Genomic DNA, 21,672 nt, shown 5'->3' with positions numbered 1-21,672 from the left:
TCGTTGTAATCCCGTGACTGAACGTGCAGTTAAGCACTTGAGATGGTCTGCAATGGCGACCAATTGCGCAGTATGAGATTCCGGTCAGCGGCTAGGTGGACGCTGTGTCGCGATAATTAGTGGTTGTTGACGGTCTTCCAACAACCGCTAATTATCGGGGACGAAGTTAAGACTCGCATGGGTTTTGGCGAGGCTTAACTTCGAGGGCTGAGACCGCCCTTCGGCTCAGGCCGGCCCCACAGCAGGAACCTAGTCGCTTACCGGAATCGACAGTCTAAACCAATCACTGCACTTCACAAACTAAACACACGAATGCTTACGCTGGACACAAGCAACAGCAAAAAAACGAACCAAAGCATAATTGCCTTGATCCGTTTCATCTGCCCACTAACGGGCCTTTTTAGTCTTACCTTCCCAACGAGCATAACCAGTCTTCAAAATGAAAATCTGGTCATAACCCTTCTTCTTCAGTAAGATGGCTGCTCGAGAACTCATCTCGCGACCTTGGTCATAAAGGTAAACGGGAATGTCCTTACGTAATTGTTGGTAAAATGAACGCATTGTTGAGTAAGGCATGTTACGCGCACCCAAAATGTGCCCGGCATCGAAGTCCTTTTTTTCGCGAACGTCGATGACTTGTGCCTTCCGCATGCCTGCGGTAAACGTTGCTTCATCGATCAACTTTGCAGCTTGGTTTCGCTGATAAGTTGTGTATAACCGCCATAGTAAGAACACCACGATCAAGATGACCAAGATGAGTGAATATAAGTTCCAAGTTGAAATTGCTGCCATTAAAATCTCGTCCTTCCAAACGACACTACCACTGTATTAGTGGGCGCTATCAAACCGTAAAGCAAGTGAAGCAGCCCCAATTGCACCAGCGTCGTTACCTAATTGTGCTAATTTGATCCGAGTTGAATCACGGACAGCTGGGAACGTGTTTTCTTGGAAGTACCGAGTGGTTGGTCCCAATAACGTGTTACCAGCAGCTGAAACCCCACCACCAATAATGATGTTGGCTGGGTTCAACGTATTGGCACAGTTAGCAAGTGCCAATCCCAAGTAGAATGAAACCCGATCAATGATCCGGTTAGCTAAGATATCACCGTTATCGGCCAAGTAAACGACCATCTTTGAAGTGACATCTTCGTGGTTATCAAACAGTTCCTTCAAGCGAGACTTGCCAGTAAATTCGGCAGCCATATCCTTCGCTACGTGAACGATCCCAGTAGCTGAAGAATATTGTTCCAAACAACCGCGCTTCCCACAAGTACATAGGTAACCGTTTGGTTGAACTGTGATGTGGCCTAATTCACCGGCACCACCGTTAACCCCGTGCAACAGACGACCGCCGGCAATCACACCACCGCCGACACCAGTACCCAAGGTAACGAAGATCACATCTTCGTCCTTTTCACCGGCACCCTTCCAGAATTCACCTAATGAGCCACGTTTGCGTCGTTTTCCAACACTAACTGAAGGCCAATTGCGGCTTGAATCTCATCACGTACGTGTTGGGTCGTCTTCCAGTTCAAGTTGAAAGCACCGATTACGGTACCGTTTTCAATATCAACTGCGCCAGGCGTCCCCATGCCGATTCCCATAAATTGATCCTTGGTGTAACCAGAATCAGTCATCGTCTTTTTCAATGATGCAATAATGTTAGGTACAATATGCTTTCCGTTTTCACTGACATCAGTTGGAATGCTCCACTTTTGCGTAATGTCCCCTTCGTGAGAGACAAACGCAATTTTCGTTGTGGTACCGCCTAAGTCAATCCCAATCAAACTCTTTGCCATGAATTTGTTTCCTCCAGATCTATTTCGTTTTATCTCGTGCTTCTTCGAGACGATGTTCATGCGTCAACACAAGTTTCGCATGTGCAAACGTTTTGTGGTCAATGACGCGGGCGTCATGGAGATGATCTAATTCCAGAGCCATCACTTCGATATCCCACAAACGTTTACCAACATACACATAGATGCCAAACTGTTTTAGCAACTGCTGTACATCATATAACGTTTCCATGTTGTCATCCTCCGATACTTAACACGATTTACCCTTACCATTTTACAACGTTCCGCCGTAATAGTATAGCCCAATCATCATCAAAATGATAACGATTACAGCAATTATTCGTTTTATGAAACTAATTTGGCCAATTTTCGGTGCACCAACAATATAGCCGGCAAAGAAACCGGCTGCTAGACCACCAAAGTGACCTGCCAAATCCGTTCCGGGACTAAAAAAGCCCATTACCAGATTTAAGCCAATAAACAGTAAAAACGTCTTCGTCATTTGGCGAATATAAGGGTTCTCCCAAAACGACTCACCGAGCATTAAAAATGCCCCGAATAACCCAAAAATTGCGGTACTGGCACCCGCTGATAATGCGTTCGGATTAAACGCAAAACTCGCAAGGTTGCCGCCAATGCCGGATAGTAAAAAGATGGTTAAGAACCGCCAGTGACCAAATAAAGCCTCAATTTGATAGCCTAAGAAGTACAGCGTCACCATGTTTAAAACTAAATGTTCGATGCCAATGTGCAAAAAGGTGGGTGTTAAAAACCGCCACCACTGTCCCTGTTGAATCAACGGGTTGTATTTGGCACCAAATTCAATCAAAACACCTAGGTTGTTAGAACCGCCCATCAGCGTCATCAGCCCATAGATAACCACGCAAATGGCAATTAGGCTAACCGTGATATACGGTCCCGTTAACCAACGTTTGATTCTCAATTGCATTTAACCCCTCCTAATGCGCCGTAATCACCTGCTGGATCACAATATCGTGATCTCTGACGCGCCAAGTAGGTTCTTTGAAGACTTGACAATCTAATGCTAACGTTACCGTTCGGCCGTCATAATCCGCTAAAAAGCGATCGTAATAGCCACCACCAAAACCAAGTCGAGCACCTGCCTTAGTAAATCCAAGGCCTGGTACGATCACTAAATCGATTTGATCCTTCGGGACACTGTTGCCGTTAACGGGTTCCATAATGCCATATTCGGAGCGCTCCAAACGGACCGTATCCGTTAGTGGTACAAAAACCATTGAGCGGTCTGCGGTAAACGTTCTCGGAACGAGAACTTGCTTATCCGCAGCTTGGGCAGCTTCAATGATGGGCTGCGTATCCAATTCGATGCCGGTTGACAGGGTTACTGCTACTGACTGACTCTTTGACCACGCCACAGACTCAAACAACCGTTCATACAGCGTCTTAGCTTGAAACTGACGCACATCGGCTGGGAGTTTTGTGAGGGTCGCGATAATTTCTTCGCGTAACGCTTTTTTGGTTGTCATCCATTCGCTCCTTTGTTCTAAAGAAAAAAGGCGCAGGCTTAGCGCCTTTGCCTTTACTTTGTTACCCAGAAATAATTACTTAGTTTCCTTGTGTAAGGTAACCTTGTGATCACGTGGGCAGTACTTCTTCAGTTCTACTCGGTCTGGGTTGTTACGACGGTTTTTACTTGATAAGTAGTTTTGTTCGTGACATTCAGTACATTCTAATGTAATGTGTACGCGCATGGCTTCTGACCTCCCAACATACATAAAGATTTGGCAAATAGCCTTAACTCGTAGTATTTTATCATTTTTCCAGATCAATTACCAGCCTCTAGCAAATATTTGTTAAGTCTTTTTACTTTACAGCTGATAAAGTGTGCGAAGCGAGGCGGTTAGAAGGCGGCGTGTAATGGGCTTTAAGGTAAACTACTGGGTTTTGGTAGTTTGCCTTAAAGCCCATTACACATAGCCTTTTGCCTCGCGCAGCACCATTCGGCGCGGTGGCCAGAAAGCGCATGTTTAACAAGTCCCTGTAATTTCAGGAACCCTAGAAACGACAGTTCAAGCAGCGCCGAATTTTGTAGCCTGAACAAGTACTTTTCAATGCGACTTTAGCAAGCGAAGCAACGCCAAACAGCCAATCCCCAAACAACCACAAAAAAAGAACCACCCCAAAATGAGGCAGTTCTTCATAAACTAATCTAATAACTCGAACTTGAACTCGAGTTAATCGTTGAAGTCGACTGAACCATACTCCAGTATGCGGCGTAAATCTGTTTAGCTAACTTCATGTTGTTATCTTCGGCATTGTAATCCAAGTTAGGCATTGCAAGTGCCAAGACAACCTGTGGATTAGTCGATGGTGCGTAGGAAGCCAAACTCAACGTAACGGTTTCGGTCCCCTTATAGTAAGTTTGGGCCGTCCCAGTTTTAGCTGAGATTTCTGGTTGATCGATGATAATTCGGCACCGGTCTTGTAAGTGTTCGTCCCATGAACCACGTCATAAAGGCCTTCCGTAACGAGTTTGCGTTCCGCTGAGGTCATATTGATCTCGTTTAAGACCGTTGGGGTAACCGAGGCTTTAACGGCCCCTAAACCACCGTTTTTATTGGTCCCACGAATTGACCCTAACACGTGCGGTTGAATCCGATAGCCACCGTTGGCAATCGTTGACATGTATTGGGCCACTTGCATCGTCGTGTAGGCATCGTAGTTCCCGAAGGATTCATCCAACGCGTTCCCGATATGCGCCTTGCTGCTTGAACCAGCAATCCCGGTCGTTTCACCTGGTAAATCGATACCAGTCTTAACGCCAAGACCAAACTGGTTAAAGTAGCCGCGCAACTTACTAAAGATGCTGGTGTTCATGGTTAAGGCTGCCCCAGAAGAGTACTGGAAGCCAGCTTCCTTCATGGCCAACTGCATCATGTACGAGTTAGAAGAAACTTCCAACGCGGTCGATGCGTTAACAGCCATGTTGGCACCACCGTTTTTGTTGAACCAAGAAGCCTTCTTGACCCCACCAACGGTGATTGGCATATCAGTCAGCGTGTTATTAGATGGCGTAATGACCCCATCCATCAACGCGCCAGAAATCATCGCACCCTTTACAACAGACCCCATGGTGATCGAACTGTTAATGGTCCCCAAAGCATTATTGGTAACTTTCCCAGTTGATGGATTTCGGTCAACACCAGCCATCCCAATCACGGCCCCATTCTTAGGATTCATGACCACTGCGTAAACCCCGGTCGAGTTACCAGAAGCGTTCGTACTTGCAGTACGGACTAAGGATTGCAGTTTCTTTTGGAAGCCAGCATTGATCGTTAGTTGAAGGTTATCACCCTTCTTACCACCGTACTTCTTGACTTCCTTCATGATCTTCGTCCCAGAAACTTCGACCTGAGTCTGTGACTTAGTCCCCCGAAGTACTGATTCATATTGCTCTTCGAGGTAACTTTGACCAACGGAATCGTTTCGTGAATACCCTTGGGCTAAGAATTGGTTGACCTTGTTATCTGGCAACCCAACTTTTTCCGATGAAACTGTCCCAATGATACTCTTCAACGAACTACCATATGGGTAATCTCGGGTCCAACTGGTCCCAACCTTCACCCCAGGCATCTCACCTAAGTGCTCGCCGACTTCGGAAAGCTCCTTACTCGTTACCCCAGTTTCCTTAATGTAAGTCGTGGATAACGAGTAGGCCCCACTCATCTTTGCATAAATCGTGGCATCATTGGCTTGTTGATGCGTCAACTTATACTGAGCCGGGTGGTTCAGGACATAGTTAAGGGCTTTGTCATAGGCAGTTGAGGTCGAGTACTCATTAATATGTGGAATCTTAGCCTCAACCGACTTTAACCGCTTATCAGAGGCCAAGTAGTAGTCCGCTTGATTACGAGTGGTCAAGCTCCCGGTCGATACGGTCAAATACTTACCCAACCGGTTTGCGATTCGGTACATATCGCCAGACAGCACATTGACACCCTTGGTGTAACTGATGGCTTGGTGACTCTTATTACCCACCAATACTCGACCAGTTGAATCAAAGACCATCCCCCGTTGAACGTTGTTCGTTTCAACGGTGCTATCAGTCCGGTTAACTTCCGCCTTTAACTGCGTGCCATGAAGGATCTGCAGGTAGGCAAGCTGTGCAATTAACGCAACGAAGAGGAGTCCGACAATGATGAATAAAAAGTTCATCCGAAACGGAATTTGTGACGTTGTCGTCGTCTTCCCACGTCGCGATTGGTTTTGCGTAAATCGATTAAAGAAATTTTTCAATGTCCTAAACGCTCCTTATCTAACTTCATTATTCTAACAGAATTTTATGAGCGAAACCATTTAAGCTTCACGCTTTTAAAACTTTTTACGTCTTTTTTATGCTATCCTAAATACTTAGAACCGAAACTGATGACATTTTGATCAGTCGACGCGTTAACGGAGGTTAGATTTTTGAAAACAATTCGACAATTTGTACGCCGGCACCATACGGCAACGGTCTTATGGCTCAGCTTTTTGCTCCCCATGCTCATTATGGCAGTTACTTTGCTTACCGTCACATGGCGCCGTTTGGTAATTCCAGTTTACTAACGGTAGATTTAGGTCAACAGTACGTTGACTTCTTCGCTTATTTTCGTCACAGCCTGCTTCACGATCCAAGCGGCATTTTTTATACCTTTCAAAAAGCGTTGGGTGGCGAAATGTTTGGCATTTGGACTTACTACCTATTAAGTCCCTTTAACTTGATCCTGTTACTTTTCCCGGATAAGTTTCTACCAAGTGCTATCTTCTTGATGACAGTGCTAAAATACGGGGCAGCCGGCCTCAGCTTTGCTTGGCTGCTCATGAAATCAAAGCTACATCCTGGATTTTCTGCCCTCATATTCTCCACGAGTTATGCCTTGATGGGTGGATGATTGCCAATCAGTTAAACTTGATGTGGCTAGACGCCGTCATTATTTTACCCTTGATTATCTGGGGCCTACTTAAATTAGTCAGTGTCGGTCAGATTCGAACCTATGTTATCTGGTTAACGGCACTGTTAATCATTAACTACTACATGGCTTACATGGTTTGTCTATTCACTGGGCTGTTCTTCCTCTGGCTCTGGCTAAGCCGCTGGAAATCGTGGGCGACTGCCCGACGTCAATTAGGGCGTTTCGTGATGGGCTCCTTACTATCTGCTGGCATCGCAGCAGTTACCCTGCTGCCAACAATTGCTTCGTTGATCTCAAGTAAGGCCCAATACACGCAAACCAATTGGCACTTTAAATTTGAATACTTCCCACCAAAGATGCTGGCCAAGTTCTTCCTAGGCAGTTTCAACTTTAACCAGATGCCTAAAGGGACCCCCAACCTGTTTATTGGGAGTATCGTCCTACTTGGCTGCCTATTTTTCTTCACTCAAGCGCGACATAGCGTCAAAACACGTTGGTTAGCGGCCGCAATGACCCTTATGCTGCTCGTCTCAGCTTGCTTCGAACCACTAGACCTCATTTGGCACGCCATGCAATTTCCAATCTGGTACCCTTACCGATTCTCATTTGTGATCAGCTTTTGGCTCATTTGGCTGGCAGCTAACGCACTGCAGCGTGATTTTGTTCCGAAACTCTGGCAAATTGGTCTCGTCGGGGCGATTATCCTTGCAGGAGTGGCCTACGTTTGGTTCAACTTAAAACAATTTAGCTTCTTGACGCAGAACCAAGTTTTAATCGGCGTACTCTTCTTAGTGGCTGCAATGTGCTTGATTGCCCTTCCAGATAAGGCAAGCTGGGTATACCAGATTGCTGTGATTAGCTTCGTTGTCATCGAAATGACCAGCAACGCCGTTTCAAGTCTCAATCACATTAGCTACGTGACTCAGTCGGATTACCAATCCTACTATCAAATTATGACGAAGCAAACTCACCGAGTCACCGACTCCGATAAGAGTTGGTACCGACTTACGCCAACCTTTATGCGAACTAAAAATGACCCAATGTCCGGTCAATTCAACGGTGGCTCCGTCTTTTCTTCCACTCTAGAAAAGGACATGCCGACTTTCATGGGCAACATTGGGCAACCTGACGGCGATGGTTTCGTAGCTTACACTAACGGTACTTTGTTGACGGATGCGTTGTTGAATTTTAAATACCTCATTAACCAACAATCCACCAACAATCCGACACTGTCACAATCAGCCGTTCAATCCGTCTCTACTCGACAAGATCTCAACAGCTACCGAACTAAGACAACCGATGGCACGATTACCACGTTCCAAAATCCCAACGCCCTTTCGTTAGGCTTTATGGCAAGTAATCAAGTTCTGGCACTTCATAACACGACCAAAGATCCCACCCAGTATCAGGCAAACCTCTTTGCAGCCCTTACTGGTCAGCAAAAGGATCAACACCTCTTTACAGCTGCCAACTTTGATCGGGTCGTTTTCCAAAACATTAAGCAGCAAACAAAGTTGACTGGGGCCTTTTTACAGAAGAGTAACTTCATCAAGCCTGGGGTGATCACGTTCTACTTCACCCCCAAGACCAATGATGCTTACTATTTGACGCTGGGGTCTAACCTAAACGACGATAACGTGACGATGACCTTGAATGACCATACGCTCAGTCAGTACCCAACCTACCGGCACACCATCGTGGTCAACCTTGCTAATCATCAAAAGGGACAACAAATCAAGCTTCAATTAACCTTGAAGAAGAGTTCTCTTTGGCTTCAAAACTTCACGTTATATCAATTTAATAACGCCCAGTTTGAATCATCCTTAACCCAGCTTAAATCGTCACAGTTGAAGAATAAGCGCCATACGCAACGGTCAATCCAAGGTACCGTTAACGTTAAGGGGAGTAAACGAACCTTAATGACGACGATTCCGTACAGTTCTGGCTGGCACGTTAAAGTTGATGGTCGTTCCGTTCAACCAGTCAAGGTCGCCGGGACCTTCATGGCCTTGAAATTAACGCCTGGTCACCATAACATCTCGTTTAGCTATTGGCCACCACTCTTTAACCTTGGTTTACTCATTAGTGCGTTAAGCTTACTAGCTTGTTACGTTGTGCCTCGTTGGCGTCGACGCCAGTAACACTACTTAAATAACCGCTGTAGGATAATGATCGTAATCCTATAGCGGTTATTTTTTGCTTACGCTTGTGTCCAGCGTAAGCATGTTTGATGTTAGTTTGTGAAATATGATTTGCGTGAACTGACGATTCCGGTCAGCGACTAGGTTCCAGCTGTGGGGCCGGCCTGAGCCAAAGGACGGTCTCAGTCCTCAAATTGAAGCCTCGCCAAAAATCGCGCGAGTCTTCAATTTGTCCCCGATAATTGGCGGTTGTCGGAAGTTCGTCAACAACCACCAATTATCGCGACACAGCTTCCACCTAGTCGCTGACCGGAATCTCATATTGCGCAATTCAGCAATATCGTAGAACATCACAAAACGCATTGAACGGCAACGTTATTATCAAATCAGCATAAACATGACGGTCAAATGATGAAGTTCAGCATCGCTCAATCGTTGATTCATTGTGGTTACTGAGCATTGACCACAATCGTTTCTGCAGTTATGGAGTTCTTACCCATCGTTGCCATTACGCTGTTTCGTCAACTTCAGCATGTGACCGTCAGCAGTTCTGTTACCGACAACGCACTATGTAGCGGGAGGCGGAGGCGCGCGAGGCTCAGCAGTGTCGGTATGACTTGGGCAATCGTGCCCCGTGGGGTTCGGGGTGCGAGTGCCTTAGTCATACGCGGGTCCGGAGAGATCCGGCACGGAAGTGGTCTTCTTCCGTTCCTAGCTCGTAGGCCCGTCACTGCGTTCCAGCCTCGCATAGCGCCGGAGCCTCCCGCGGCATTTTTCCACTATACAAAACCAGAATCACTGAATTTCACAAACTACACACGCTTACGCTGGACACAAGCGAAAGCAAAAAAGCAAGCGCAACAAATAATTCGTCGCACTTGCTTTGATGACTTTCGAAAGCCCTAGTTACCTAGCTTCTGTTAATCTTATAATTCACCGTTTTCAACATAATCGTACTTAGGTCCATCAACCTTAGGATCATAACTGATGGTGAGGTCGTAACCCTTGAAGAACCACTGATCGCCTTCTGGGACGAAGTAGTTCACACCGTCTTTTTGAGTGACTGCATAGGGTGCCCCTAATTCGTCATCTGGCGTTAAGCCCAATGAAAAGCCGTCGTGAACTGGGGTTTTTCCATAAACTTTACCGTAAAACCGGACGCCGCGGCCAGGGGTTAGGCCCATTTCGTCTTGGAACACTTGCTTGCTTGATCAGTAACGATAATTTTCATAGTTGTCGCTCCTTTAAAGTTGAATCCGTTTTCATAATTCATTTATACCCCATTTTTCACAAAAGCGCAAGTTAAATGCCCACACTTCAATCGCGCACAAGCTATAAAACGCCTTAAAACAACAAAAAAACGGCCACATTTTTCGTGGTCGTTCTTGATTTAAAGTCGATTCAACTTAGTGAAAAAACATTAAGCTGGTTCAACCGTTAAAATTTTAACTTTCATATCGCCGGCTGGGATATCAATCGTCACTTCTTCGCCAACGCGGTGGTCTAACAGACCTTTAGCGATTGGTGAGTCATTTGAAATCTTGCCTGAAAGCGGGTCGGCTTCAGCAGCCCCAACGATTGTGTACGTTTCAGGTTCTTCATCAGGTAATTCTTTGAAGGTTACCTTTTTACCAACTGTAATGAGATCCTGTTCAGTTTCGTTGTTGTCGATCACAGCGGCATATTGCAACATATGTTCAACCGTACTGATCCGGCTTTCCAACATACTTTGTTCGTCCTTAGCAGACTCGTATTCTGAGTTTTCGGATAAGTCCCCGTAACTCCGAGCGATTTGGATCCGGTTAATCACTTCCGGACGCTTGTTCATCTTTAAATCTTCAAGTTCTTGTTCCAACTTGACCTTACCTTCGGCCGTCATTGGATATGATTTTTGTTCAGCCACAATAGACACCTCTTAAATAGTTATTCATATTCGTCTGTCGCCTACAATATCATGTGCGACGACTTCACGCAAGGGTGAGTTCTAAAAATTAATCGGTTAACCGATTAATTCGTTCACCCTTAATTTTGATATGACGCGCTTTAATCGTTCATTCGGCCATTCTTTTTTTGCAATAAAATTGAGCGAATTTTAGTCGTCAACAAATCAATTGCAACTTGGTTTTCGCCACCCTCGGGAACAATTAAGTCGGCGTACCGTTTGGTTGGTTCAACGAATTGGTGATACATTGGCTTTACCGTCGTCAGGTATTGGTCAATGATCCAATCAAGATCACGCTTGCGTTCCTTCGTATCACGCTGAATTCGGCGAATAATGCGAATATCATCATCCGTATCCACGAAAACCTTAATATCCATCAAGTCCCGAAGCCGCTTGTCATCTAAAATCAGGATTCCTTCAACAATAATGACATCCTTAGGTTCTTGATGAATCGTTTCTTCACTTCTGGTAGAAATGGTATAGTCGTATACCGGTTCCTCAATGGGTTGGTTATGCCGTAACTGGTTCAGCTGTTCGACCAGCAGATCCGTATCAAATGCCAGCGGGTGGTCATAGTTAACTGCCCGACGTTCCGCCATCGTCATCTCAGATTGGTCATTGTAATACGCATCCTGTTGCAAGATCATGATTGATTCATTCGCCAGCTCATCGTAAATTGCCCGACTAACGCTGGTTTTACCACTACTGGAGCCGCCGGTCACCCCGATGATCACCGGTCGAGATTGTTCTGTTGCCATGTATAATTAGATTCCCTTCAATTCGCAATGAGTCGCTTTATTTATTTGCTGATTCGAGTTTAGCTGATTTTTGATTATGTTCAGCTAACGTGTTGGAATAGTAGATCTTCCCCGTCTTCGTGTTGGCCACAAAGTACAGGTAGTCCTTCTTCCGGTCAGATGGATGCAAGACGGCTTCAATTGATGACCGACTTGGACTATTAAACGGTCCTGGGCCGTAGCCAGCATTCTTGTACAGATTATATGGCGATGACGATTGGAGATCTTTCATCGACAAATTCTTCTTGTGTTTGTTGATTGCATACAAGACCGAAATATCGGATTGCAGTGGCATCCCGGCATCAATTCGATTTAAGAAAACGCCCGCAATTTTACGGCGGTTAGCCTGGTCGATACCTTCTCGTTCAACTAACGATGATAATGTCAGCACTTGTTGCACCGTCATCTTGCGCTTCTTAATTTGTTTATAGTATGGCGTTAGTTCTTCATTGGTGTGGCTCACCATCTGCTCAACCAATTGTTTCAATGACATCCGCTTGCTAACCACATAAGTTGCAGGGTAAAGGTACCCTTCAAGGCGGTAACGAACATTTTTAGACGCCATGCTCGAGGCTAATAGTGCCGGGTACTTTTTCGCTAACTGCTTCATGTATGTTTGATCTTTCATGAGGCTCAAAAATTCTTCCTTACTGAAGTCGGTTTGCGATGCAATGTTTCCCGCAACGTCTTCAACGGTTGCCCCTTCTTGAACCAACACTTTTCCTCGTTGACTCTGGATAGGTTCACTGGAGCCACCCTGTTGCAGCTGTTTAGCAACCTGCTTTAACGTCATCGAAGCCGTTAATTGGTAGTAGCCCGCCCGAAAGTTAGCGTAGTCGTGTGATTTAACAAAATAGTTGAAGACCGTTCCACTCTTAACGATCTTCTTATCCTGTAAAATCGAGCCGATTTTAGTGTTGGAAGCCCCCATTGGAATGTTGACCTGCACCACCTCAGTACTCTTAGGATTCAAGGGCTTTAACGCTGATTGAAAATACTGGTAAAACCCGATGCCCATCGTAATCAGTAAAATGACTAAAATTGTGAGCACACCAGCAATAATTTTATGCCCAGTCGTCATCTTTTTCTTCTTAACCGGCGGCGTTACCGGCGGTTGTGTGTTGTTATCCAAAATGTATCCCCCGTTCCTGTCATTCAATTCTGCTACATTATACTTGATTCCTAAGTATCCTGCAGTAAAAATTCTGGAACTTCAACAAAATATAACCATCAAAGGGCTGACGCTAAACTTATAAAAATTCAGCGCCAGCCTTTAACGTATTAAATTGGATTCAACCGATGTCGTTTCAGTGCCAGTTATGGCGATTGATTAACGAACTTCAGCGTTTAATTCCGTCTGTAACGTTGTCTCAACCTTATTGAAGCTTGGTTGACTTCATCATCCGTCAACGTTGCCGTTGGGTTTTGATAAGTTAACGTGTACGCCATTGATTGCTTGTCAGCTGGTACGTTCTTGCCGGCGTAAACGTCAAACAAGTTAACCGACTTCAGGTAAGCGCCACCCTTTTTGTTGATTAGCGCTAAAATTTCAGCATTCGTGACCGTCTTATCGACTAAGAGCGCAATATCACGCGTTACCGCTGGGTATTTGGAAATTGGTTCGTACTGGTTTGCTTGCTTTGGCATGTCAATCAAAGCATCCAAGTTCAGTTCGAACACGTAGGTTTCGTTGATCTTGTAGCTTTCGGCTACTGATGGGTGAACTTGACCAATAAAGCCAACGTAGTGCCCGTGAATGGCAATATCAGCCGTCCGACCTGGGTGCAGTTCCGGATAACGATCAGTTGCCGTAAAGGTGATATCGCCTTCGATGGCTAAGTTTTGAAGGTACCGTTCAACGATTCCCTTCAATTGATAGAAATCAACACTGTTGGCCTTAGCATTCCGCAGGTTATCAACGACTAATTGACCACTAATCGCACCAGCAATGTGTTCTTCTTCGTCTGGGCGTACTTGATCAGCATCGGCCTTGTAGAAGACCCGACCTTGTTCGTAGAGGGCAACGTCAGCCACGTGACGGGCGTTGTTGTACGCAACGTCATCAAGTAAACCACTGACTAAGTTCATCCGAGTGGTGGTGTGATCGGCCGTCATTGGCCAACTTAACTTGGTTGGTTCACTTGGGTGCATCAGGAATTGACCCGCTTTTTCCTCAGTCGTCAAGGCGTAAGAAATGGCTTGGTTAAGACCGAAGCCTTCCATTAACCGGCGTGATTCGCGAATCAGGTGTTGCTTTTCAGTCAACACACCAAGCGTGGTTGACCCAGTTGGTAACGTTGCTGGTAAGTTATCGTAACCGTAGATTCGGGCAACTTCTTCCAATAAGTCGGCTTCGATATGAATATCCCAGCGACGTGGTGGCACCGTCACGGTGAAGGTTTCATCAGCAACTGTGACACCAAAACCTAATTGTTTGAAGATTGCAGTGACATTAGCTTCAGTCAGATCCGTTCCGAGAACGTGATTGATACGCTTCAAGGAAACGCTCACCACTTCATCCTTCACATCGTAATCTGATCCTGAAACGATACCGGCAAGGACATCACCAGAAGCAAGTTCAGCAATCAACTGAGCAGCTGCATCTAAGGCTTCAGCAACGCCACCGCGGTTGACGCCACGTTCAAAGTGTTGCGCAGCGCTGGTGTGCAAGTTATGCCGTTGGGCAGTCTTTCGAATCAAAGTTGGTTCAAAAACCGCTGATTCAATGGCAACCGTCGTCGTGTGGGTTTCAATTTCAGAATTGAACCCACCCATGACACCGGCAAGGCCGATTGGTTTTTCAGTATCCGCAATCACGATGTCTTTAGGATCTAAGTCGTGTTCTTCTTCGTCAAGCGTTGTCAACTTCTCGCCAGGACGAGCAAACCGTGCTTCAACGGTTTGGTCAGCAATCGTGCCAAAGTCAAAGGCGTGTAATGGTTGGCCGTATTTTAGCAAAATATAGTTGGTAACGTCCACCACGTTGTTGATTGGCCGAACGCCGGCGTTCCACAACTTGATTTGCAACCAACGTGGGCTTGGTTGAACGGTGACGTTTTCAACGAGGCGCATCTTGTAAATTGGTGCCACGCTATCGTCGACCTTCAACGTCACCTTGTCAGCAGCTTGAGTGGTACCTTCAGTTACGTTAGGATGCGTTAACTTAGGTGTTTGTGCGTAAATGGCCCCGAGGTCATTCGCAACTCCGTAGACACTCAACATGTCACCACGGTTAGGCGTGACGTCAACGTCGATCAAGTAATCATCCATCCCAAGGTATGGGAAAACGGGTTCGCCAACTTTGGCGTCATCTTCAAGGAAGTAAATCCCATCGGCCCATTCCTTCGGCACAACGTCTTTTTCAAAACCAATTTCATCTAAGGCACAGATCATCCCGTTTGAAACAACGCCGCGCATCTTAGAACGCTTGATTTTAACGTTACCGCCGATTCGTGACCCAGGTAAGGCAACGATCACCTTCCGACCAGTTTCAACGTTAGGGGCACCACAGACGATTTGAGATAACTCATCTTCGCCAATGTTCACCTGGCACACGTTCAAGTGGTCTGAATCTGGATGGGGTTCCATCGAGACGATTTCACCCACAACGATTTTTTTCAAGCCTTCGCTAGGTTGGGTCACTGAGTCAACTTCAACGGAAGCCCGCTCGATTTTTTCAGCTAAGTCCTTTGGTGAGACCTTAATATCTAAATATTCTTGTAACCAACTGTAAGAAATTTTCATGGTCGCTGATTATCCTTTCTTCGCAAATTGGGTGAGGAACCGAACATCGTTTAAGTAGAAGTTCCGGATATCGTCCACCCCGTATTTCAACATCGCAAACCGATCAGGACCAAGGCCAAAGGCAAAGCCACCGTAAACGTCAGGATCAACGCCGGCCATCCGAAGCACGTTTGGATGCACCATCCCTGAACCGAGTACTTCGATCCAGCCAGTGTGCTTGCAGACCGCACAACCCTTACCATCACAGTTAAAGCAAGTAATATCAGCTTCAACTGATGGTTCCGTAAATGGGAAGTAACTTGGTCGTAAGCGAATATCAAACCGATCGCCGAATAATTCATGGGCAACTAATTGTAAGGTTCCCTTTAAATCGGCCATGGTGATGTGCTTGTCGATCACGATCCCTTCAACTTGGTGGAATTGGTGTGAGTGGGTTGGATCATCCGTATCACGACGGTAAACGACCCCTGGTGAGATCATCTTCAATGGGCCCTGACTAAAGTCATGCTTTTCCATTGCCCGTGCTTGCATAGGCGACGTTTGCGTCCGCATCAAAATTTCTTTTGTGATGTAGAACGTATCTTGCATGTCACGTGCTGGATGATCCTTTGGTAAGTTCATCATTTCAAAGTTGTACTTATCTTCTTCAACTTCTGGACCGGAGAGGACTTGGTAGCCCATGCCCATAAACAGGTCCTCGATTTGATCAACGATTTGTTGAATCACGTGAGGTTGGCCCTGTGCGACTGGGGTCCCTGGTAAGGTCACGTCAATTTTTTCTTCTTGCAGTTTCCGGTTTAACACGGCCTGCTTGAGTTCATCTCGCTTGGATTCAATGGCATCCTTGAGTTCATCACGAACCTTATTAGCAAACTGACCAAATTGTGGCCGTTCTTCAGCGGGGAGATCTTTCATACTCCGCAGTGCCTGCGTAATTGGTCCCTTTTTTCCTAATAATTCAACACGTAAGGCGTCTAAGTTCTTTAAATCGCCAACGTCGTGGATGCTTTGTTTTCTTTCTTGCCGGATTTTTTCCAGCTGATCCTTTAGTGTCATGACTGACCCTCCTTAATCGAATAAAAAAACTCCGCCCCAAATAAAGGGACGAAGCTTTCGCGGTACCACCCTTGTTTACTTAAATTAAGTACACTCGGTAATTGGATAACGGTAGATTAACCGGTAGATTATTTGGTCATCGCACTGATGGCCGCCCAATCCCTGCTCAGAAAGTGAATTCATTCGAACCCAAACCAGGGAATCTCATCGACCATCCCCGTCGCTGTGAGTGACTTCAAATTACTACTCTTTCTTCGTTGCATTTTGTTCAATTCGCACGCATATTAGTTTACAGCGGTTGGTGGCATTGGTCAACCTTAGAATCGGTTGCTTGGTCACACCATTTTTCAGACCAGCTGTGTACAGAACACATCACATCAGCTAGATCCCGGCCCTTTTCAGTCAAGGCATACTCGATCAACGCTGAATCTTCAAACGTTCGGCGTTCAACGATTTCGCTTGCTTCAAGTTCCTTTAAGCGTTCAACTAAAACCCGGTCTGAACACTTGGTGACTTGATGGGCGATATCTTTGAAGCGTTGTGGCCCTAAGTTCAACAAAACGTCGATGATCAGGCCGTTCCACTTCTTACCTAAAATTGAAAACGTCCATTCAAACTTTGGACATAACTCAAAGTTGACGGCGTTTGTTTGCTTATCGATTACTTGATCCATCTCTTTACCTCCAACGTCCCCCGAAAAAACGATCACTTTTCAATTTGATTTAATACTCGGCTCAATTGTTTCCGTCGCCAAGTTGCGAACCGCTGTTGTAGCGGCATGAAAAAGTCGGTCACTGCTTGAACATCGTCCACTAAACCAACAATTAAACTCTCCCGGTACTTAGGGATTGCCGCAGTTGCACCCCACATATGTTTTAAAATGATATCCTTTTCCATTGGGCTAAGTTCCGTTAGCTTTTCAGCGTTACGAAGCGCCACTCGTGGATGGATAAAGCGTGTGAGCCAAGGTTAAACTTGGTCGTCCGCCAATCATAGTAAAACAAGTCGTGCAATAACCCCGCCCGAGCAGTTGCCCGTACGTTCAAGCCGTACTTCTTAGCAATCAAATAACTTTCATAAGAAACCGCAATCGAGTGGTCCAAACGGGTGGAGTGGTGGTGTTGGGTATAATCAGCCAACTTCTGCACTTCAGGCGTTGCTAGTAAATCACTCACCAAGGCAACGTACTCTGAATCTTGGCGCCAGTTATTGTTCTTCATAGAATGCTTCCTTTACTTAAAGTAAGTTCACTTGGCTACACTATAGCGGATTGTCGTCTAAAATTCAAGCGTGAGACTCTCCAAATCGCCGACTTTCGGTAATCTTAAGGTTCACGCTAACAAGTGCACCAGACTAACCGGTTGTCTATAGATCATGGTTTAACTGAAACATCAAAACACCAGCCGCAACTGCAACGTTAAGTGATTCGGCATCACCCTTGATTGGAATGTATAAATTAATCGTGGTAGCCGCCATTAAGTCGGCTGACATCCCCTGACCTTCATTACCCATGATCAACCCAAAATCGGCCTGATTGGTGACGGTCTGGTAGTCCTTGGCTTGTTCATCAAGCGCCGAGCCATAAACTGGCATCTGACGGTCCTTTAACGTGTTGACCCATTCAGTTAAATCACCTTCAGTTAATTGGACGTGGAACTGACTCCCCTGCATCGACCGGATCACTTTTGGCGTGTAACGACTAGCCGTTCCCTTACCAAAAACAACGCCCTTAAAACCGGCTGCATCCGCCGTCCGAACCATCGTGCCAATGTTACCAGGATCTTGAATTCGATCTAATAACAGCCAAGCCCCGCTCACCGTATCTGGGGTGACGTGGTTAGCCGGTAAAATATCGATCACCGCAAAGATGCCCTGAGGCGTTACTGTATCTGATAATTTTTTAGCGATTTCATCATTGATCTCAAACTGTTCAACGTTATTAGGAAAATCAGCTTGATGTTGTTCAAGTTGGGCTGCCGTTGCCGCAATTTGGACGACTGGTTGACCTGCCGTGATCGCGTCACCAACGATGTGCCAACCTTCAACGAGGTATTGGTGGAACTTTTGATGACCCTTTTTAGTGGTTAAATGTTGCCATTTTTTAACCTTTGCATTTTGAATCGACGTAATTGTTTCAATCATATGTGGTGTCGTCCTTCCGAATTCTGTAGAATACTATTATATAGTAACACGCTTTGGAGGTGAGCATATCAAATCAGTTGTAATTTTAGTGACCGGGCGGGTTCAAGGCGTTGGGTTTCGTTGGGCGACTGCTCGAGTTGCTGCCCGTTATCACGTGACGGGCTGGGTCAAAAACAATCCCGATGGCAGTGTCACCATTCGCGCCCAGGCCGACCATCAACCCATCCTCGACCAATTCATCGCGGCGATTAAGCGGTCCCCAACCCCATACGGTCACGTGACGGAGCTGACAGTCCAACCACAACCGGTTGAGACATTTAAGAAATTTCGCATAACCGATTGAAATACCCGCCCATATCAAGTAATATTTATCCTGTTGTTATCTTTAGCGTTCGGCTTAAACGTTACCCCGAGCCTATTGAACTTACTTATTTAGAAGGGGATTGACTGGAACTCAAATGAAATCAAAAAGAAAATTACAGTTAGGTCTGGCACTCCCAGCCCTACTCCTGTTACTCAGTGGCTGTGTCCGCCGTACGAAGAGTGGTAAACCCTACGGCATGGTTTACGACTACCTCGCCGTTCCTGGTCAACACGTCATGGAATGGTTAGCACACCTGTTAAACCACTCCTATGGCTGGGCCATCATCGTGGTAACGGTGGTCGTTCGGATGGTGCTGTTGCCACTCATGGTCAAACAGCTCCGAAGCTCAACCGTGCAACAAGAAAAGATGTCGGCCATTCGCCCACACATGTTAAAAATTCAAAAACGGCAAAAAGAAGCAGCAACCCAAGAAGAACAGGCTGCCGCTGGTCAACAAATGATGCAGTTATATAAAGATAACGGCATCAGCATGACTGGTGGGATCGGTTGTTTACCATTACTGATCCAAATGCCAATTTTCGCCGCCCTTTACGCCGCCATTCAGTATTCACCAGAATTATCCTCAAGTTCCTTTATGGGGATTCCGTTGGGGAAACCGTCAATCCTTTTGGCGATTCTCTCCTTCGTGGTTTACCTGCTCCAAGGCTACCTCTCAATGATTGGGATGCCACCAGAACAAAAGAAGCAAATGCGGATCACCTTGGTCATCAGTCCAGTGTTCATCTTATTCATCACGATGCGCGCCCCAGCTGGTTTAGGTCTTTACTTCTTCATCGGCGGGATCTTCGCCTGCATCCAAACGCTGATCATTAACTTGTACCGGCCACGGATTCGTCGCGAAATCGAAGCTGAAATGAAGAAGAATCCGCCAAAGATCGTCGAAGAAGCGCCGGTTGTTGAATCAGCGACTGCTACTACTACTGACGATGCAGCGGCAACAACGGCTTCACAACCGAGTCAAGCTTCAACGACTAATACAACTAATCGGAATCGAAACCGGAATGCTGGTAAACAACAGCACCACCCACATAACGATTAAGCTTATTCACAATTCATAAAAAACGGGACTTACAATCACGGCCTTCTTCGGTCGTAATCGTAAGTCCCGTTTTTTATGCTTGCTGTCTGGTAATTAAATTTTGCCCGACGCCTAACGCATATAAAATCATTGCGCCCCATGGTAACCATTGAATCAAAAAGGTACCAATCGTGGTAACGATTGATGTTACTGACGTCACCGTTGCAGAGGCATTTTGTAACATCGCGACACTCATCAACATCGTGAACAGTGCAACGAGAATCGCCCAACGTTTTAATTTTTGGCCACCGCGCCGGTGATGGGTCAGTCCTTTTACGAGACCACCCAACACGCAAGCAACCCCGATGCCCAAAGCGCCTAACCCGAGCACGTAGAAATAACCATTCAGCCCAAATTCGTCGTTTCAAAAATCGAACTTGCTTGGCTACCAGTCACAAACCCGTGACGCCCAATTAGATAGATGATCAAACTCGGAATCACCAAGATGCTCCCAATGCGAAATTCACCGTTTGACATCAAATTAAATTTTGGTCGATGTGCCTGCTTGGCCATTGGTTGTGGGTCCTGATCTGTAAAACGCGGTTGTTCAGGTTCAACATCTGACTCAGGGTGCTCGGTAAAATGAGGCCTTACTGGTTCCGTTTCTCGATTCTGTGGCCGATCCTGCTGAGTCGGCTGTTTGCCCCACCATTTAGTTCGTCCCGTCAATAATGGGAAACCATAGCATAAAATCAAATAAATGGCGAAGATCCACCACCGAAGGCCATTGAAGACCAACGATAACCCATACGCCACCAACAACCCCCACACGTTTTGTTCAAAAAATTCTCGAACCTGTTGTAGGTGTTCCCGGCTGGGTACCAAGTCACGCCGCCAATCGGCCCCTACCGACCGCTGACGCCGTGTTCGTGATGTCGTCTCCGAGCTTGTCGCTTGCGCCTGACTTCGGGTCTGGCGACTCTGCGTTGTTTCAGTTTCAAGCGGTTCACCACACTGCGGACAGTACGGCAATGCTTCTTTAAGTTCATAACCACAATTCGGGCAAATCTCCCGTGTCATGCTTCGTCACTCCGATCTAATCAATAGGTCTTAATTCTGTAAGTCAAGCATACCTTATCTGAGCTGATTTGCCGTTGTTTGGGGTTAAAATTAAGATAAACGCAAGTTACTGTCTGGCTACATTTGTGTCCAGCGTAAGCATTCTGCTGTTTAGTTTGTGAAGTATGGTGATTGGCTTGGGCTGTCGATTCCGGTAAGCGGCTAGGTTCCTGCTATGGGGCCGGACTGAGCCAAAGAGCGGTCTCAGTCCCCGAATTGGCGGTTGTTAGAAGTTCGTCAACAACCACCAATTATCGCGACACAGCATCCACCTAGCCGCTTACCGAAATCTTACTTTGGCGCAATTCGGCACTATTGTAAACCATCTCAAGTGCTTAACTGAACGTTATGCTACAGTATGACAGCGATTGAGGTTAACTCGGTAAACACACAATCGTTCAGTAGTCGTCATTTCTGCGATGAACAAGTCTATCCTGAACATTGACTCAACTCGCTTGAACGTACTGCTGACTCGATGTCGTTACGTTGCCATTCAACACTTGCTGAGATGCTTGCAATTGTCAGCGTGCGACAGTTTGGCCCTTCATGATAAATTTTCGGGAGCGCGGCAATCGATGCCGAAAGCCCGCAAACAAGA

General features: G+C 46.1%; 16 protein-coding genes, 5 pseudogenes and 1 other annotated feature. Of the genes and pseudogenes, 3 read left to right on the top strand and 18 right to left on the bottom strand.

All coding sequences use genetic code 11. The annotated features are described in order from the left end of the window. Window positions 1–387 precede the first annotated feature (387 nt). From JCM2765_RS11550 to JCM2765_RS11525, 7 genes and pseudogenes are all read right to left on the bottom strand, one after another. Window positions 388–798: a rhodanese-like domain-containing protein gene (locus JCM2765_RS11550; RefSeq protein WP_173585547.1), complete on the bottom strand. Its 411-nt coding sequence runs from the start codon at window positions 796–798 to the stop codon at window positions 388–390. A gap of 30 nt (window positions 799–828) precedes the next feature. Further along, window positions 829–1,799: pseudogene (locus JCM2765_RS11545) on the bottom strand (ROK family glucokinase). Between the two features lie 19 nt (window positions 1,800–1,818). Then, window positions 1,819–2,028: a YqgQ family protein gene (locus JCM2765_RS11540; RefSeq protein WP_054736884.1), complete on the bottom strand. Its 210-nt coding sequence runs from the start codon at window positions 2,026–2,028 to the stop codon at window positions 1,819–1,821. A gap of 42 nt (window positions 2,029–2,070) precedes the next feature. Continuing rightward, window positions 2,071–2,745, bottom strand: coding sequence for a rhomboid family intramembrane serine protease (locus tag JCM2765_RS11535; RefSeq protein ID WP_054736883.1), 675 nt, complete (start codon window positions 2,743–2,745; stop codon window positions 2,071–2,073). Window positions 2,746–2,755: 10 nt separating this feature from the next. Then, window positions 2,756–3,304 (bottom strand): 5-formyltetrahydrofolate cyclo-ligase, encoded by a 549-nt coding sequence (locus tag JCM2765_RS11530; RefSeq protein WP_054736882.1) that lies wholly within the window; start codon window positions 3,302–3,304, stop codon window positions 2,756–2,758. A gap of 75 nt (window positions 3,305–3,379) precedes the next feature. Then, window positions 3,380–3,529, bottom strand: coding sequence for a 50S ribosomal protein L33 (gene rpmG / locus JCM2765_RS16765; protein WP_057151934.1), 150 nt, complete (start codon window positions 3,527–3,529; stop codon window positions 3,380–3,382). Window positions 3,530–3,987: 458 nt separating this feature from the next. After that, window positions 3,988–6,074, bottom strand: a pseudogene (locus tag JCM2765_RS11525) (peptidoglycan D,D-transpeptidase FtsI family protein). Window positions 6,075–6,295: 221 nt separating this feature from the next. Between JCM2765_RS11525 and JCM2765_RS11520 the strand changes: the two are divergent. Then, window positions 6,296–8,871 (top strand): annotated as a pseudogene (locus JCM2765_RS11520) (YfhO family protein). A 926-nt stretch (window positions 8,872–9,797) separates the two neighbouring features. On the opposite strand, the gene JCM2765_RS11510 reads toward JCM2765_RS11520, so the two are convergent. From JCM2765_RS11510 to JCM2765_RS11470, 9 genes and pseudogenes are all read right to left on the bottom strand, one after another. Continuing rightward, window positions 9,798–10,070, bottom strand: coding sequence for a HesB/YadR/YfhF family protein (locus JCM2765_RS11510; RefSeq protein ID WP_369404074.1), 273 nt, complete (start codon window positions 10,068–10,070; stop codon window positions 9,798–9,800). Window positions 10,071–10,291: 221 nt separating this feature from the next. Further along, window positions 10,292–10,774, bottom strand: coding sequence for a transcription elongation factor GreA (gene greA / locus JCM2765_RS11505; RefSeq protein ID WP_054736880.1), 483 nt, complete (start codon window positions 10,772–10,774; stop codon window positions 10,292–10,294). A gap of 140 nt (window positions 10,775–10,914) precedes the next feature. Beyond that, on the bottom strand, window positions 10,915–11,571 hold the full coding sequence (gene udk / locus JCM2765_RS11500) for a uridine kinase (RefSeq protein WP_054736879.1): 657 nt from the start codon (window positions 11,569–11,571) through the stop codon (window positions 10,915–10,917). Between the two features lie 37 nt (window positions 11,572–11,608). Continuing rightward, complete coding sequence (mltG, locus tag JCM2765_RS11495; RefSeq protein WP_420852578.1) at window positions 11,609–12,742, bottom strand: endolytic transglycosylase MltG; 1,134 nt, start codon at window positions 12,740–12,742, stop codon at window positions 11,609–11,611. A gap of 198 nt (window positions 12,743–12,940) precedes the next feature. Continuing rightward, a pseudogene (gene pheT / locus JCM2765_RS11490) lies at window positions 12,941–15,354 on the bottom strand (phenylalanine--tRNA ligase subunit beta). A 9-nt stretch (window positions 15,355–15,363) separates the two neighbouring features. Then, complete coding sequence (gene pheS / locus JCM2765_RS11485; RefSeq protein ID WP_054736878.1) at window positions 15,364–16,410, bottom strand: phenylalanine--tRNA ligase subunit alpha; 1,047 nt, start codon at window positions 16,408–16,410, stop codon at window positions 15,364–15,366. A 41-nt stretch (window positions 16,411–16,451) separates the two neighbouring features. Next, window positions 16,452–16,677 (bottom strand) — a binding site (T-box leader). 22 nt (window positions 16,678–16,699) lie between these two features. Beyond that, a complete protein-coding gene (locus JCM2765_RS11480; RefSeq protein ID WP_054736877.1) occupies window positions 16,700–17,083 on the bottom strand; it encodes a winged helix-turn-helix transcriptional regulator in 384 nt (127 codons plus the stop codon). A gap of 32 nt (window positions 17,084–17,115) precedes the next feature. Continuing rightward, window positions 17,116–17,630 (bottom strand): annotated as a pseudogene (locus tag JCM2765_RS11475) (HD domain-containing protein). Window positions 17,631–17,775: 145 nt separating this feature from the next. Then, window positions 17,776–18,549, bottom strand: a complete 774-nt coding sequence (locus JCM2765_RS11470) for a TrmH family RNA methyltransferase (RefSeq protein ID WP_054736886.1) — start codon at window positions 18,547–18,549, stop codon at window positions 17,776–17,778. 70 nt (window positions 18,550–18,619) lie between these two features. On the opposite strand from JCM2765_RS11470, the gene JCM2765_RS11465 reads away from it, so the two are divergent. Further along, a complete protein-coding gene (locus tag JCM2765_RS11465) occupies window positions 18,620–18,895 on the top strand; it encodes an acylphosphatase (RefSeq protein ID WP_054736876.1) in 276 nt (91 codons plus the stop codon). Between the two features lie 115 nt (window positions 18,896–19,010). Beyond that, window positions 19,011–19,976, top strand: a complete 966-nt coding sequence (gene yidC, locus JCM2765_RS11460; RefSeq protein WP_054736875.1) for a membrane protein insertase YidC — start codon at window positions 19,011–19,013, stop codon at window positions 19,974–19,976. 73 nt (window positions 19,977–20,049) lie between these two features. Here the strand turns inward: yidC and JCM2765_RS11455 are convergent, their stop codons facing one another. Further along, a complete protein-coding gene (locus JCM2765_RS11455) occupies window positions 20,050–20,346 on the bottom strand; it encodes a hypothetical protein (protein ID WP_156301778.1) in 297 nt (98 codons plus the stop codon). 14 nt (window positions 20,347–20,360) lie between these two features. Next, window positions 20,361–21,035: a zinc ribbon domain-containing protein gene (locus tag JCM2765_RS11450; protein WP_054736873.1), complete on the bottom strand. Its 675-nt coding sequence runs from the start codon at window positions 21,033–21,035 to the stop codon at window positions 20,361–20,363. Between the last annotated feature and the right edge of the window lie 637 nt (window positions 21,036–21,672).

The organism is Secundilactobacillus similis DSM 23365 = JCM 2765 (genome assembly GCF_001311075.1).
In the GTDB taxonomy this organism is placed as follows: Bacteria; Bacillota; Bacilli; order Lactobacillales; family Lactobacillaceae; genus Secundilactobacillus; species Secundilactobacillus similis.
This window is presented reverse-complemented; position numbering and strand designations above follow the sequence as displayed.